12 protein-coding genes are annotated in these 14,642 nt (G+C 63.3%); 4 read left to right on the top strand and 8 right to left on the bottom strand.

What is annotated here, in order from left to right; genetic code table 11:
* The first annotated feature begins 72 nt into the window (after nt 1-72).
* The 4 genes from AQ611_RS20445 (at nt 73) to scpA (ending at nt 4,798) form a co-directional block, all read left to right on the top strand.
* Nucleotides 73-546: an avidin/streptavidin family protein gene (locus AQ611_RS20445; RefSeq protein ID WP_069235854.1), complete on the top strand. Its 474-nt coding sequence runs from the start codon at nt 73-75 to the stop codon at nt 544-546.
* Between the two features lie 174 nt (nt 547-720).
* Entirely contained in the window at nt 721-1,980 is a 1,260-nt protein-coding gene (locus tag AQ611_RS20440; protein WP_069235853.1) for an MFS transporter, read from the top strand.
* A gap of 34 nt (nt 1,981-2,014) precedes the next feature.
* The gene (locus AQ611_RS20435) at nt 2,015-2,551 is read left to right on the top strand and encodes a VOC family protein (RefSeq protein WP_082712061.1); all 537 of its coding nucleotides are present in this window, start codon (nt 2,015-2,017) and stop codon (nt 2,549-2,551) included.
* 42 nt (nt 2,552-2,593) lie between these two features.
* Nucleotides 2,594-4,798, top strand: a complete 2,205-nt coding sequence (gene scpA / locus AQ611_RS20430) for a methylmalonyl-CoA mutase (protein WP_069235852.1) — start codon at nt 2,594-2,596, stop codon at nt 4,796-4,798.
* Between the two features lie 83 nt (nt 4,799-4,881).
* Here scpA and AQ611_RS20425 read toward each other — a convergent pair whose 3' ends face one another.
* The 8 genes from AQ611_RS20425 to AQ611_RS20390 all read right to left on the bottom strand — a co-directional run bounded on the left by AQ611_RS20425 (nt 4,882) and on the right by AQ611_RS20390 (nt 14,082).
* Nucleotides 4,882-6,240: a glutamine synthetase family protein gene (locus tag AQ611_RS20425; RefSeq protein ID WP_069235851.1), complete on the bottom strand. Its 1,359-nt coding sequence runs from the start codon at nt 6,238-6,240 to the stop codon at nt 4,882-4,884.
* 109 nt (nt 6,241-6,349) lie between these two features.
* On the bottom strand, nt 6,350-7,288 hold the full coding sequence (locus AQ611_RS20420) for a homoserine O-succinyltransferase (RefSeq protein ID WP_059519737.1): 939 nt from the start codon (nt 7,286-7,288) through the stop codon (nt 6,350-6,352).
* Between the two features lie 172 nt (nt 7,289-7,460).
* Nucleotides 7,461-9,005, bottom strand: a complete 1,545-nt coding sequence (locus AQ611_RS20415) for a GMC family oxidoreductase (protein ID WP_069235850.1) — start codon at nt 9,003-9,005, stop codon at nt 7,461-7,463.
* Nucleotides 9,006-9,013: 8 nt separating this feature from the next.
* Nucleotides 9,014-9,589: a LysE family translocator gene (locus tag AQ611_RS20410; RefSeq protein WP_231936026.1), complete on the bottom strand. Its 576-nt coding sequence runs from the start codon at nt 9,587-9,589 to the stop codon at nt 9,014-9,016.
* A gap of 74 nt (nt 9,590-9,663) precedes the next feature.
* Nucleotides 9,664-10,512: a gamma-glutamyl-gamma-aminobutyrate hydrolase family protein gene (locus AQ611_RS20405; RefSeq protein WP_231936024.1), complete on the bottom strand. Its 849-nt coding sequence runs from the start codon at nt 10,510-10,512 to the stop codon at nt 9,664-9,666.
* Nucleotides 10,512-11,576, bottom strand: a complete 1,065-nt coding sequence (locus AQ611_RS20400) for a fatty acid desaturase family protein (protein ID WP_069235848.1) — start codon at nt 11,574-11,576, stop codon at nt 10,512-10,514. Before AQ611_RS20400 ends, AQ611_RS20405 begins: the two co-directional genes overlap by 1 nt.
* 30 nt (nt 11,577-11,606) lie before the next feature.
* Nucleotides 11,607-12,929, bottom strand: a complete 1,323-nt coding sequence (locus AQ611_RS20395; protein ID WP_069235847.1) for an O-acetylhomoserine aminocarboxypropyltransferase/cysteine synthase family protein — start codon at nt 12,927-12,929, stop codon at nt 11,607-11,609.
* Between the two features lies 1 nt (nt 12,930).
* A complete protein-coding gene (locus AQ611_RS20390) occupies nt 12,931-14,082 on the bottom strand; it encodes a 2-aminoethylphosphonate--pyruvate transaminase (protein WP_059519731.1) in 1,152 nt (383 codons plus the stop codon).
* Nucleotides 14,083-14,642 lie beyond the last annotated feature (560 nt).

Below are 14,642 nucleotides of genomic sequence, written 5' to 3'. Positions count from 1 at the left end.
CGAACGCTGCCGTTCGTGCGGAGCGGCAGCGGGGAAATCGATCCGCACGTTCATGACCAAGGAGATGAAAAAGTGAAAAAAATGCTGATGTCGCTCGCTACCGTCGGTACGCTGTCCTCGTCCGCTCTCACGCTGGGCATGATGCCAGCGGCGGCCTGGGCGGGCACGCAGTCGTGCGCGAGCCTGGTCGGCTCGTGGGGCAATCAGCTTGGCTCGACGATGAATATCCAGTCGGTCGATCCGGTGACGGGCGCGATCACCGGCACCTACCGGTCGCCGTCGGGCACGAGTGGCCAACTGTTCCCGCTGGTCGGCTGGACCAACACCGCGCCCGCACAGAACGGCCAGGACAACGTCACGCTGGTGTCGTTCGCAGTGAACTGGGGCGACTACGGCACGGTGACGTCGTGGTCGGGTCTGTGCCGCACGCAGAACCAGGTGCCGACCATTTCCGCGCTGTGGCATTTCGCCCAGTCGAACGCGCACTACACGTGGAGCCACGTGCAGACGGGCCAGGACGTTTTCAGCCCGACAAGCGCGCGCTGAAGCAACGCGCCCGCGCAAGCAGCAGTTGGCGCTCGCCGCCGTGGCGCGGCATCATGCCGACCCGGTTTCCCCGCGCCGCGCCGCGCCGTCAGGCGGGCGCGGGCGAACGCCGGGCGCCGCGCGCGAGCGCGCCCGCTTTCCGGATTCATCAGTAATCAGTAGGGAGACAATTTCATGGCGTCAGCCGCCGAACTGAAACAGAACGCATCGCTGTATTTCCTGGCGCTGGGCGCCTTTGCCATCGGCACCGAAGGATTCATGCTCGCGGGGTTGCTGCCGATCATCGCGAAGGATCTGTCCGTCAGCCTCGCGGCAGCGGGGCAGCTCGTCACCGTTTTTTCGCTTTCCTATGCGATCAGCTCGCCGATCCTGACAACGGTCAGCGCGGGCGTCAATCGGCGCCGCTTCCTGATCGTCGCGCTGCTGTGCTTCACCGCCGCCAATTTCGCGGCTTGCGCGTCGCCGGGCTATCTGTCGCTGCTGGCCGCGCGCGTGCTGCTAGCCGTGTCGGCCGGCCTGTACATGCCGAGCGCGAATGCGCTCGCCGGCTCGCTCGTCGCGCCGGAGCGCAGGGGGCGCGCGCTCGCGACCGTCCATGGCGGGATCACGATCGCCGTCGCGCTCGGCGTGCCGCTCGGCGCATGGATCGGCGAGCACTTCGGCTGGCGCTCGACGTTCGCCGGCATCGGCGTGCTGTCCGCGATCGTGACGCTCGGGGTAGTGGTCGGCCTGCCGCGCGGGATCGGCGCGAACCTGTCGGTGCCGTCACTCGCGCAGCGCGTGGCCGTCGGGCGACAGCCCGCCGTGCTGGTCACGCTGCTCATCACGACCCTGTGGGCCGCGGGCATCTGGACTATCTACCCGTATCTCGCACCGTTCCTCACGGGCCGCCCCGGCTTCAGCGGCGCGGAAATCGGCGCCGTGCTGCTGCTGTACGGCGTGTTCGCCGGCATCGGCGTATTCATCAGCGGCCGTGCGATCGACCGCCTCGGCAGCGGCAAGGTGTTGATCGTCTGCCTGGTCGTGATGATGCTGTCATACGAGAGTCTGACCGCCAGCGCGCTGCACCTGGAGCCCGCGCATGCGCGCGTCGCGATCCTGATTGCGATCGCCGCGTGGGGCGCGGCTGGCTGGGCGTTCAACCCGGCCCAGCAGACAAAGCTGATTGGCATCGCCGGCCTTGAAGTCGCGCCGGTCTCACTGTCGCTCAATTCGTCGTTTACGTATCTCGGCTTCGCGCTCGGCGCGGCGCTCGGGTCGTTCATCGTCGCATACAGCTCGGTGTCGGACATCGGCGCGATCGGCGGGCTGTGCGAACTGGCCGCGCTGCTGATCACGCTGGCGGCCGACCGCCATGCCCGGCGCGCGGCGACGCGCGTGCAAGTCGCGGTCCAGACCGCCCCCGCGCGCGCCGAACGCTCGACGCAGCCGTGACACGGCGTGTACGCGCGACAACGAAGGAAAGACCATGAGCCGGGAAGCGATCAAGGCGCTGCACGACACCGGCCGGGCCGCCCCGGCGCCGCGCGACACGTCGCGGCCGTTCACGGTATTGGGCGTGCATCACGTTGCGATCGGGGGGGCCGACAAAGCGCGCCTGACGAATCTGTGGGTGAACCTGCTGGGGTTGCCGGTGACCGAGCGCTTTCGCAGCGAGGCCGAAAACGTGGACGAGGACATCCTGATCGCGGGTGCGGGCGCCGGGGCCGTCGAGATCGACCTGATGCAGCCGCTCGACCCGGCGCGCAAACCCGACGTGACCCGTCCCGCGCTCAACCATATCGGCCTTGCCGTCAGCGACCTCGACGCGGCCGTCGCGTGGCTGATCGCGCAAGGCGTGCGATTCGCCGATGGCGGGATTCGGCGGGGAGCCGGCGGTGCGCGCGTCGCCTTCATTCATCCAGCCGCCAGCGCGCAGTTTCCGCTGAGCGGCGAAGGCGTCCTGATCGAACTCGTGGAGGCCGTGCACGACGCCCGCGACGAACGTGTCCGGCAACCGGCATAAGCAAGCCGTCGCGCCACCCGAAGTCCCCGTGGAGGAACAACCATGTCTGACAATCGAGATCCGGGCGCGCCGGCAGCGGCGCCGAACCTCGCCGCGCTGCAACGCGAGAGGGAGCAGATCCGGCTGAAGCCGTTGTATACCGCAGCGGACACGGCGGGGCTGCCGTTTCAAGACACCTTGCCGGGCGTGCCGCCGTATCTGCGCGGCCCGTATGGGACGATGTACACGACGCGTCCGTGGACGATCCGCCAGTACGCGGGATTTTCAACCGCGCAGGAGTCGAACGCGTTCTATCGCAACGCGCTGTGGAACGGCGTCGACGCAATCTCGGTCGCTTTCGACCTGCCGACCCATCGCGGCTATGACTCGGACAACGCCCGCGTCGCCGCCGATGTCGGGATGGCGGGCGTTGCGATCGATTCCGTGGAGGACATGAAGGTCTTGTTCGACGGCATACCGCTCGACAGGATTTCGGTTTCGATGACGATGAACGGCGCCGTGCTGCCGATCATGGCCTGCTTCATCGTCGCGGCCGAGGAGCAGGGCGTCGCGCAATCCGCGCTGACCGGAACGATTCAGAACGACATTCTGAAAGAATTCATGGTGCGCAACACCTATATCTATCCCGTGCGCCCGTCGATGCGGATCGCCACCGACGTGATCGAATACTGCGCGACCCGCATCAAGAAATTCAATTCGATTTCGATCTCCGGCTACCACATGCACGAGGCGGGCGCGTCGCCGACGGTCGAGTTGGCATTGACGCTCGCCAACGCGCGCGAGTACGTGAGAAGCGTGCTGGCGCGTGGTCTCGCCTTCGACGAATTCGCGAGCCGACTGAGCTTCTTCTTCGCGGTCGGCATGAACTTCTATCTCGAGATCGCGAAGCTGCGCGCCGCCCGCCAGCTGTGGTGGCAACTCGTCGATGAGTTCAATCCGGCCAACGAACGCTCCCGCATGCTGCGCGCGCACTGTCAGACCTCGGGGTGGTCGCTGACGCGGCAAGAGCCTTACAACAACGTGGTGCGCACCACGATCGAGGCCATGGCGGCCGTGTTCGGCGGCATCCAGTCGCTGCATACCAATTCGCTCGACGAGGCGATCGCGCTGCCGAGCGAGTTTTCGGCGCGCCTCGCGCGCAACACGCAACTGATCATTCGCGAGGAAACGCAGATCCCGAGCGTGGTCGATCCATGGGCCGGATCGTACATGATGGAATCGCTGACCCAGGATATCGTCACCCAGGTCACGCAGGTCATGGACGAGATCGAACAGCGCGGCGGCGTGATCGGCGCGATCGAATCGGGCTGGGCCAAGCGCAAGATTGCCCACGATGCGTCGCGCAAGCAGGCGCGGATCGACGCGAACGTGGATGTGATCGTCGGCGTCAACAAATACCGGCCCGACACCCCGGACTGCGAGCCCAAGGTGCGCAGGATCGACAACAGCGCGGTGCGCGGCGAACAGGTCGAACGCTTGCGGCGCCTGAAGGCGACGCGCAGCCAGCGCGATGTCGATGTCGCGCTGGCCGCGTTGCGCGACGCCGCCGCATGCGGGCAGGCCGGCCACGGCAGGCGCAACCTGCTCGATGCGGCGATCCAGGCGGCTCGCGTTCGCGCGACGGTCGGCGAAATCTCCGCCGCGATCGAGGCCGTGTGGGGCCGGTATTCGGTTCGGACGGAGGTGCTCGCGGGCGTCTATGGACGTGAGTTCGCGAACGATGCCGGATGGCAACGGCTCGCCTCGGAGATCGCGCGGTTTTCGGCCGCGCACGGTGGTCCGCCGCGCATTCTGATGGCAAAGCTCGGCCAGGACGGACACGACCGTGGGATCGGCGTGGTGTCGGGCGCCCTCGAGGATCTCGGTTTTTCGGTCGTGATGGGCGCGCTATTCCAGACCGCCGAGGAAGTGGTCCGAATCGCGTCTGACAAACGGGTTCACGCGATCGGCATCTCATCGTTGACGGCGGGACATGGCGTCTCGATTCCTGCCCTGATGGACTGCATGGACCGGCATCTGCCGCGCCGGCTGCCTGTCTATCTCGGCGGCGCGATTCCCGATTCGGACCATCCGGAACTGCGTCGTCTCGGCGTTGCCGACATCTTCGGCCCGGGAACGCCTATCGTCGATTTCGCGACGATCATGTTGCGCCGGATCGAAACCGAACTCGGCACGCGCATGGCCTCGGACCCTCGGGCGACGGGCCAGACCGATGTGCGTCCCGTTACCGAGACGATATCCGGCTGATCGAGATGGAATGCGCTGCCCGATGCGCATGGGCAGATGGCGCGAAGCCGGTGGCCTCCCGGCGCGGCCGCGCCCGTTGGCGCTCAGCTTCGCTCGAAGCCTCTGGCCACCTCCCAGTCGGTGACGCGGCGATCGTATTCGAGCTGTTCCCACTGCGCGGCATGCACGTAATGATTGACCACCTCGTCGCCCAACGCTTCGCGCAGCCATGTCGAATTGGCGCTGATATCGATGGCGTCCCGCAATGTCTTTGGAATGTCGGGCAGGGCGTCGTCGCGGTACGCGTCGCCGACGAACGGGCCGGGCAGCGGTAGCTTTTCGTCGATGCCCGCGAGGCCGGCCGCGATCAATCCGGCAAAGGCGAGATACGGATTCAGATCCGCGCCGCCGATGCGGCATTCCACCCGGATGGCGTGGGAGCCTTCGCCGCAGAGGCGGTATCCGGCAGTCCGGTTGTCCCGGCTCCATGCGGCCTTGGTCGGCGCGAAGGTGCCGGCCTGGAATCGCTTGTACGAATTGACGTAGGGGGCGAGCAGCAGCGTGATGTCTCTCGAATATTTCAGCAGCCCAGCCATGTAGTGCCGCATGAGCTCCGACATGCCGTGGCGCGCGTTGGCGTCATAAAACAGCGGCTTTTTGTCCAGCGACCATAGCGATGCATGAATATGACTGGATGAGCCGGCCAGATCGTAGCGCCATTTCGCCATGTAGGTGATCGCCTTGTGATGCTGCGCGGCGATTTCCTTGCTGCCATGTTTGATGATCGTGTGCTGATCGGCCATCACGAGCGGATCGGCATAGCGCACGTTGATTTCGCCTTGGCCCGCGCCCCATTCGCCCTTCGAGCATTCGATCGCGATGCCTGCGTCATGCAGTCCGTTTCTGATCGGTCGCATGACGGATTCCTGGCGCGTCGTCGACAGGATGTGGTAGTCCTGGCTGTAGGTGCCGGCCGTCTGCGGATCGACGTATTTCCTGCGCGAGATCGCTTCGTAAGTCTCGTCGAACAAATAGAATTCCAGCTCTGATGCGAAGCATGCCGTCATCGCGCGCTCGGTCAGGCGGCGCAACTGCCGTTGCAGGATCTGCCGCGGCGAATGTGCGACGGGCCGCTCGCGATGGTCGAGCACGTCGCAAATCACCAGCGCGGTGGCATCGAGCCACGGCAGCCGCCGCAGCGTGGAAAGATCCGGCTTGAGCAGGAAGTCGCCATATCCGTCTGCCCAGCTCGCGCTGGCATAGCCGGGCACGGGCTCCATGTCGATGTCGTCGGCCAGCAGGTAATTGCACGCATGCGTTTCCTGGTAGCCGTGCTTCACGAAGAAGTCGGCATGAAACCGCTTGCCGACCAGACGGCCCTGCATGTCGACAAGGCAGACAAGCACGGTGTCGATGGCGCCTGACGCGGCCGCCTGCTTCAATTCGTCGAACGAAAGACTCATATTCTGCGCCCGGTCAAAAGAGTGGATGTCGGTTCAATCCGTTGTGTGGAAAGCCGTGAAGAACGCGGCCGCTGTTCAGGCGAATGCGCGCTGGCCGGCGCGGATGAAGTCAACCTGCGCCGCCGCATCGATCGATGCCGATCCGGCTCACCTCGGCCGGCGTCGTTTGATAGATCTGGTTGATCCAGTTGCCGAACAACAGATGTGCGTGACTGCGCCACTGGTTCCGGGGGGCGAGGTTTTCGCAGTCGTCGGGGAAATAATGCCGTGGAACGCCGATGTCCCGGCCAATCGCGCGATCGCGAAAATACTCGTCCGCCAGCGTGTACGAGTCGTACTCGATGTGGTTGAAGATGTGCAGCGAATGATGCTTCGGATCGTTGAGAAGGCACAGGCCCGTTTCCGGCGATTCGATCAGCACGGACACGCCGCTGTCCGGCGGAATATCCGCGCGGCGCATTTCGGTCCAGCGCGACACCGGAATATGCACATCGTCGGAAAAGCCTTGCAGATAGGGCGACCCGGCTTCCAGGCCATGATGCTTGAATACGCCGAACGCCTTTTTGTTCAGCACGTATTTCGGCATGCCGTGAAAGTAGTGCATCGCCGCCTGCGCGCCCCAGCAGATGTTGAAGCAACTGTGAACGTTGGTTTGCGTCCAGTTGAAAATCTTCACGAGCTCGTCCCAGTAGCTCACTTCGGCGAAAGGCAGGGTTTCGACCGGCGCGCCGGTAATGACGAAACCGTCGAATTTCTGCGCCTTGACGTCGGCCCAGTCGTGGTAGAACGAAACGAGGTGGTCCGTCGGCGTGTTCTTCGGCGCGTGATTGGTGATCTTGATCAACGTGAGTTCGACGTGCAGCGGCGTGGCGCCGAGCAAGCGGGCGATCTGGATTTCGGTCTTGATCTTGTTCGGCATCAGGTTCAGCAAGCCGAAGCGCAGCGGCCGGTTATGCGGGCGGACCGTGCGCTCGTCGTCCATGACCATGACGCCCTCCGTCTCGAGCGCGGTCACGGCGGGCAAACCTTTGGGAATTCTGATCGGCATGGACTTGCAGCCTCCGTTATCAGTCAATCGCATCGCGGGCGTCAGCGCAGCCGGCCACGGCTTACGTGATGGCGGCACCGGCAGCGGGCCGCGACGCCGAACGCCTTCGGCGTCACATCGGCCGCACGCATCGATATCGGCGTGGAATCTCCGGTATTTTTCGCGTTGCCAATCATTTGGTATCCGAAATAATGAGGTCGGCAGCTTTTTCGCCGACCATCATGACCGTCGCATTGATATTGACCGACACCATCGCGGGGAACACCGACGCGTCGCAGACTCTCAACCCGGTGACGCCTTTCACCTTCAGATCCGGCGTGACGACGGCCTGCGGATCATGCGCGGAGCCCAGGCGGCAGGTGCCGCAAGCGTGGTAGTACGTCTGGCAGTTATTGCGGATGTAGGCGCGCAGATCCTGTTCGTCGACGATGTCGGGCCCCGGCAGCAGTTCCTTGTTGACGATTCGGCCCAGGCTCTGCGTGTTGCCCATGCGCCGGCAGAATGCGACCGCTTGCAGCAGCACGTCTTCGTCGTAGCGGTCGGCGTCGGACAGGTAGTTCAGGTCGATTGTCGGCGCGACGCGAATGTCGGCGGACGTGATCTTCACGCTTCCGTGGCTTCGGCTGATGGCAACGTTCGGCTCGAGTGCGATGATGGATCGCCCTTTCGGCGCCGACGGGTGATATTCGTCGCCGAACCGGCCGTTGAACCAGCCGGCCGTCAGCCCGAACTGCACTTGGCTTTCCGCCGCGCGGGCGTGCGGTGAGAGCTTGAGCATCGCGATTGCCTCATAGGGCGTGATGTCCCAGTCGGGCACCGGCTCTGCCGTCTCGAAGACCACGGGCACCGTATAGTGATCGAGCAGATGCTGCCCGACTCCTGGACTGTCGTGCACGACGTCGATGCCGAGCGCGCGCAGATCGGCGGCGTTGCCGATTCCGGAAGTCATCAGAAGCTGGGGGGACTGGATGCTTCCGGCGCAGAGAATGATTTCCCGGCGCGCGGCAATGCGCCCCTTGTCCGTGACGCAGGCAGTGGCGGCCTTGCCGGTGAATTCGATCTTGCTGACGAGCGTTTGCGTCAGAATCCGCAGATTCGCCGGCAGCGACGTCAACGGATGAAGATAGGCGACCGACGACGAGCTGCGCAAACGTCCGTGCGCGTTCAACGTGAGCATGCCGATGCCGGGCGCGACTTTGGCGCTGAAATCCACGTTCGGCAGCCCGAGTTCTTCTCCGGCCCGCACGAATGCCGTGGAAAACGGGTGGCGCTCCGGGCGCCGTTCGATCGTGAGGCGCGCCTGCAGGCGATCGAAATAGCGGCTGACGTCCGCGCCCGACCACCCGTCGCCGCCAAGATCGCGCCATGCGTCGAAATCCTCTTTCGGCGGCACCAGGTACGCGCAATCGTTATGGTTGCCGCAGCCGCCCAACATCTTCGCGCGCGAGTAGGTGAGCTGGCGGCTGGATTGCTTCGTGGGATTGGCCAGGAACCCCCAATCCGTGCTGGCGTCCAGCTCGAACAGGCGGGAAATGTCCATCATCGCCGGAACCCCTTCGTCCGGCGGTCCGGCTTCGACGAGCAGAACCGAGCCGATGTCTGCATCCGCGAGCCGCCGCGCGATGACCGCGCCGGCGCTACCGCCGCCGATAACGATGTAGTCGAAAACCATGCTCCTCCCTTCCAGCGTGCCGCTGATCGATATGCCGTCGGTCATGCCGGCTCTCAATAAGGAAACAGAACGAGGCCAAGCGCAACGAGCGCATACAGCAGCGCGGTGATCTTGTTGAGCGCGGCCGTGTTATTGAAGGCCACGCGCGCGTTGTGCGCGAGAAACATGTAGCCGCCATAGATCGACAGCGAAATGGCCGTCGCCGCGAGGCCCAGCGAGACAGCCTGCGTGGTGTACGAAAAATGCGGGCTGATGAAGCTCGGGTACGTCAGCAGGCTCGCCAGCCATCCCTTCGGATTGGTCAGGGAGACGAGCAGCGAATCCACGAACATCTGCTTCGAACTCGCATTTCCGGCGGCGCCGTCGCGCGGCTCCGAGCGGCTGAAAAAGGTCGTCAGCGCCAGGTATGCCAGATAAATCGCGCCGATCCATCGCAGATAAACCAGCACCCATTGATGGTCGCGAATCAGCAATCCCACGCCGGACAAGACCACCGTTGCGTGAATGGCGGTGGCGAGCCCGAACCCGAACGCGCCGGGAATCGCGGTCTTGAGGCCATGTTTGATGGCCTGCGCAACCGCGAACGCTACGTTCGGCCCGGGCACCGCGACCGCGGAAGTAAAGGCCACGCAAAACAACGCCAGCAAATGCAAATCCATGAGGCCGCCGATAGAGACGAAATTTTTTGAGGTGGCGAAGGGTTTCAATGCCCGGAAGGCTCGCCATGTCGCCATTTCCATGACCGCTCCGTTTGATAGGCAACGCAGGCACGCCCGAACGCTTTGAAAATCGTCTGGCTGACGGCATCGCTGGACGCATGCCATTCCGGGTGCCATTGCAGCGCGAGCTGAAAGCTCGCCGGCGTCGGATACGACAGCGCTTCGATCACGCCGTCGTCGGCGACGGCTTCCACCCGGATATCGGCAGCGGCCTCGGCAATGCCCTGATTGTGCAGTGAATTGACGAACAGCGCGCGGCCGTCGATGATCGACGACAGAATGCCGCCCGGCACGACGTTCACCGTATGAACGGGCAGGTACTGCTGATCGCGGGGCAGGGCCGGGTTTTCATGATGGACGACGCCCTTGCTCGCGAGCGACAGATCGGGATGCAGCGTTCCGTTGCGATGCACGTTCATTTCCTGCAGGCCGCGGCAAATGCCGAGGATCGGCATCTCGAGCGCCGTCGCCACGCTCAGCGCGGCGCGCGACAAGCGGTCCCGCGGCCGGTCGCGCTTGCCGGGAATCACGTCGTCGTCCGCGCGATGCCACGCGCGTTCGGTGTCGTTGAAGATGGCCGGATCGAGGTCGGACTCGTCGCCCGTCAGAACCAGCCCGTCCAGGCGGCGCAGCGCATCGCCGAATTTGCGCACGCTCGCGTCCCACGGCAGGTCGCCGTCGATCGTCGGCAGGATCACGCATTCGACACCGGCATGCTTGTCGAGCGCTTCGAGATAGCGCCGCCGCAACCAATCGCGGTGAACGCCGTCGTTGAGATGTCGATTGGCGCTCACTCCGACGACGGCGCGCGTTGCTTCGCGATGGTGTTCCATCATTGTTCTCGTAACGGCGCGGGAAAGGGCGCGCGGCCTGTGTCGTAGAGGCGCCGGTTGCGCTCCAGCAACTGGCTGATCACGCTGGGTTGCCCGTTGGGACCGCGCACGAAGAGCCCGCCCCAGGAATCGGCGACCTGCGCATAGCGCGGATCGCGCAAGCGGATTTTCTGCGCGCGCCTCAAAAGCCAGAACGGCACGCCGGGCGAAAGATGATGTTCCAGATGGTATTCGTCCAGATTGACGCCGAACAGGAGCCGCTCGATCAGGTTGCCCTTGCGGTTGCGCGTCAGGTAGACGTTTTCCACCTCGGTCTCGCACATCGGCGAGTGCTCGGCGATCTCGACGAACCAGCCGAGAATCTGGAATGTGGTCAGATAGGGAATCAGCCAGAACAGCACCAGCAGATGCAACGACTGCGCCTGAACGAATCCGGCGATCACGACTACCCAAAACGCCGCGAAGCCGTAGGAGTCGATCGCGACGCCTCGCCTGTCGACCGCGTTGCCCCCGTTGCCCGAGATGAGGAAACGGTTGCGCCACAGATAATTCAGATAGCGCAGCGTCGCTCCGCCCAGGATCGCTTTCCAGACGATGGCGAATGCATATTCGCGCGGTGGACGAACCTGATAGACGCCGGACGAAATGAAGAATTTCAGGTCGGGGTCCTTTTCCGGGTCGCCGAGATGCGGGTGATGGAGATGCACGTGGGACACGCGGTAAGCCCAATGCCGCTGAAAGAGCGGATACGCGGCGAACACGATCCCGAGGAAGTAGTTCCATGCCGCGTTCTTCGCGAGCGTCCGGTGCGCGGCGTCGTGGGAGATCGTCGTCAGCCCGCGCTGATGGGCGCCGATGACGAGCACCGCGAGCGGATACAGCCACCACGACAGTCGAACCGTGGCGAACGCGCACGCCAGCATGATCAGATAGTCCTTCAGGATATAGAGGGCGCCGGTGATGTTGTCGGGCCGCAATTCGGACAACTCGCGCGTGATGTCCCGGGGAAATTGAAACGTCTCGAATCGCTTGTTGCGAAGTTTCCAAACCTGAGAGGTTTCCATGATCGCAATAGTCCTTACCGAAATGGGGCGTCAGATGGCGTCGAGTCCTCGTTGAAGGTCCGCGATGATGTCGTCCACGTTCTCGATGCCGACGCACAGGCGGATCGAGCCGTCGAAGATGCCGGCGGCTTCGCGTTTTGCCCTGGGCACGGTCGTGTGCGTCGTGGACACCGGATGCGTGACCAGAGTGCGAGCGTCGCCGACGTTCGAGACGTGATACATGAGCCTAATGTTCTGGATGAACTTGCGGCCGGCCGCTTCGCCGTCCAGCTCGAACATGATCATCGCGCCATGGCCCACGCGCGCATCGACCAGTTCGTCGACCAGCTCGCGCTCGCGTCCGGTCGCGAGCCCCGGATACGACACATGCGCGACCTTCGGATGGCGCTTCAGGAACGCAGCGATTGCCGCGGCATTTTCGCTGTGCCGCTGCATGCGCAGATGCAACGTCTCCAGCCCCTGGATCAGTTGGAAACTGGAGAGCGGGCTGATCGCGGCGCCCGTGTCGCGCAGCCACGTCATCCGCGCCTTCAGCAGATAGGCGCTCGCGCCGAGATCGCCGAGCGCATCGACGGCATCCCGCCAGACGATGCCGCCATGCGCTTCGTCGGGCTCATGGAATAACGGGAAACGGGCGTGATCGTCGAAGGCGAAATGGCCATTGTCGACGATCAATCCGCCGAGCGTCGTTCCGTGACCGCAGATATATTTCGTCGCGGAGTACGTCGTGATGGCCGCGCCCAGCGCGCCGGGGCGGCATATCAGCGGCGTGGTCGTGTTGTCGACGACGAGCGGAATTCCGCGGCGCCCGCCGATTTCGGCAAGCGCCGCAACCGGAAGGGGAACGAGGCACGGGTTGGAAAACACCTCGCCGAAAATCGCGATGGTCCGGTCGTCGATCTGCGACTCGAACGACGAGATCTCCTTCGGGTCGGCGGAGCGCGCCTCGATGCCGAGCCGTTTGAACGTGTTGAACAGCAGGTTCCACGAGTTCCCGTACAGGTACTTCGACGCGACTACGTTGTCACCCGGCCGCCCGCTGCACAGGTTCGCGAGGGCCAGGAAGGTGGCGGCCTGCCCCGATGCGACGGCGAGCGCATCGCCGGCGTTGTCGACCGCGGCAAAGCGTTGTTCGAGCACGCGCGTCGTCGGGTTGATGATCCGCGTATAGGTGAAGCCGTCTTCCTTGACGTTGTAGATGTCGGCGATCTTTTCCAGGTCGCCGTCCAGCTCATACGCGGTCGATTGGTAGATCGGCACCGCAACGGCCTTGGTGACGGGATCATGCCGGTAGCCGGCATGCAACAGCGCGGTTTCGCGGGATAGTTCGGTGCTGGGGATATTGCGCGGCATGTCACAAGACCTCTTTCACGAATTCGGCATCGGCGTGGCACAGCGCTTGATCCGGGATGGGGCGTGTATTGAAGAAATCGCGAAAGGCGGTCGCAAGCAGACCGATCCAGGCGGGCCGGATCGAGCCGATGCAGCCGATCCTGAAACTGCGCGTGGGAAGATGCAGCTTCGAGTAGATGTACAGGTTGTAGTTGACCAGATGTGCGTACAGTGCGTCGAAGTCCTGTTGGGTATCGATGACGCCGTGCGCCGTGAGCGCCACGCAGACCGGCGAGCGCACGTGCGCGCTCAGCAGCGGCGATGCGTAACGCCCGGTCGCGCGGATGATCTCGTCGCGCACCGCGCTGTAACGCTTGCCCCGTTGCAGCGGACCTTCGATCGACAGCACGTCGAGCGCCTTCGCGCACGCCTGGACGATATGGGTGGGCGGCGTGGAGCGCCATTCGCCGGTGCGCTCGAAGCCGAGCCATTGATCGCGCACGTCCAGCACGAACGAATTGACCGGATCGGACTTGCGCTTGAGAAGGTCCAGCGACGCGATGACGAAGGCCACGCCGGGCGGCCCTTCGATGCATTTGTTGCTGGACGTCACGAGGACGTCGAAAGGAATGCGCCGGGCGCTGATATCTGTCGCGCCGAACGAACTCATCGCATCGACGATCGTCTTGACGCCGGCGCGCGTTGCCAGTTCGACGAGCGGGCCGAGCGGATTGATGATGCCGGCCGTCGTTTCGCAGTGGACGAAGCAGAGATGGGTGATCTTGCGATCCTGCTCCAGGCGCGCGGCGATGTCGGCCACCGACAGCGGCTGATCGGTCGGCGCCGTGAGGCTAACAGCCTGGACGCCGCGCAGTTGAAGGATTTTGAGAATCCGCTCGCCATATATTCCGTTGATGCAGACGAGCGGCCGATCGGACGCACGCACGAACGTGGCCAGCGCGGCCTCCATCCCATACGATCCGCCGCCCTGGATCGGAACGACCGAATGCGTGCCATTGCCGTCGATCAGTTCGAGCGTCAGCTCGCGCATGAGCGCGGTGATGCGTTTGAAACTCGCATCGCGTGAACCCATGTCGAACTGCATTTGCGCCTTGACTTCGTCGCTCAGGGCCAATGGCCCCGGCGTCATGAGAAAGTGATGCTGTCCCGACATATAACACTCCGTGAATTGAAACGTTTATATGCAGATGCGGGCCGAGCATGAATGCGTTGCGATTGGGCCGTCTTATGATGCGTCACGGCCGATTATAGTATTCGCGTCCCGAATTCACTTATTCGAATTTCTGGTATGCAATTGATGTGAATTTGGCGGTTTATTTAAATATCAAGTGCCGGAATGCTGGACGCGTGCCGGATAGATGAATTGCGGCTCGAACGGCGGTCAACTAGCGCCGATTGCGATTGAAAATTCCATATCCGGCGGCCTGCGTCGATAGGCTTGAGCGGCGGATGAGCGGCTGATTGCAGGCTATATTGTCGATTTTGATGCGGCAGCGAGTGATTTCGAAAAATTGTTATAAATGAAATGGATTGGCCGCGGATTTATTTGTTGAATTAATATGATTCGGAAATTGTATTGCACAAACTCAATCGCTATTGATTCATTTTGAATAATCATCGATATGATGAATTTTTGGTGAAATTTAGATAAAAGGAATGCATCTCGGGATTTTTGGCTCGACAAATAAGATGAATTGCGGCGATGACGCGCCC

Source organism: Burkholderia singularis (assembly GCF_001718875.1).
Taxonomy (GTDB): Bacteria; Pseudomonadota; Gammaproteobacteria; order Burkholderiales; family Burkholderiaceae; genus Burkholderia; species Burkholderia singularis.
The sequence above is the reverse complement of the archived record's forward strand: the minus strand, read 5'-3'. Positions and strand labels throughout refer to the sequence as shown.

What these genes read in the sequence shown, in the direction of transcription:
- AQ611_RS20435 (WP_082712061.1), top strand. Translation starts at nt 2,015, where the DNA reads ATGAGCCGGGAAGCGATCAAGGCGCTGCACGACACCGGCCGGGCCGCC.
- AQ611_RS20440 (WP_069235853.1), top strand. Translation starts at nt 721, where the DNA reads ATGGCGTCAGCCGCCGAACTGAAACAGAACGCATCGCTGTATTTCCTG.
- AQ611_RS20390 (WP_059519731.1), bottom strand. Translation starts at nt 14,082, where the DNA reads ATGTCGGGACAGCATCACTTTCTCATGACGCCGGGGCCATTGGCCCTG.
- scpA (WP_069235852.1), top strand. Translation starts at nt 2,594, where the DNA reads ATGTCTGACAATCGAGATCCGGGCGCGCCGGCAGCGGCGCCGAACCTC.
- AQ611_RS20415 (WP_069235850.1), bottom strand. Translation starts at nt 9,005, where the DNA reads ATGACCGACGGCATATCGATCAGCGGCACGCTGGAAGGGAGGAGCATG.
- AQ611_RS20405 (WP_231936024.1), bottom strand. Translation starts at nt 10,512, where the DNA reads ATGGAACACCATCGCGAAGCAACGCGCGCCGTCGTCGGAGTGAGCGCC.
- AQ611_RS20420 (WP_059519737.1), bottom strand. Translation starts at nt 7,288, where the DNA reads ATGCCGATCAGAATTCCCAAAGGTTTGCCCGCCGTGACCGCGCTCGAG.
- AQ611_RS20395 (WP_069235847.1), bottom strand. Translation starts at nt 12,929, where the DNA reads ATGCCGCGCAATATCCCCAGCACCGAACTATCCCGCGAAACCGCGCTG.
- AQ611_RS20425 (WP_069235851.1), bottom strand. Translation starts at nt 6,240, where the DNA reads ATGAGTCTTTCGTTCGACGAATTGAAGCAGGCGGCCGCGTCAGGCGCC.
- AQ611_RS20400 (WP_069235848.1), bottom strand. Translation starts at nt 11,576, where the DNA reads ATGGAAACCTCTCAGGTTTGGAAACTTCGCAACAAGCGATTCGAGACG.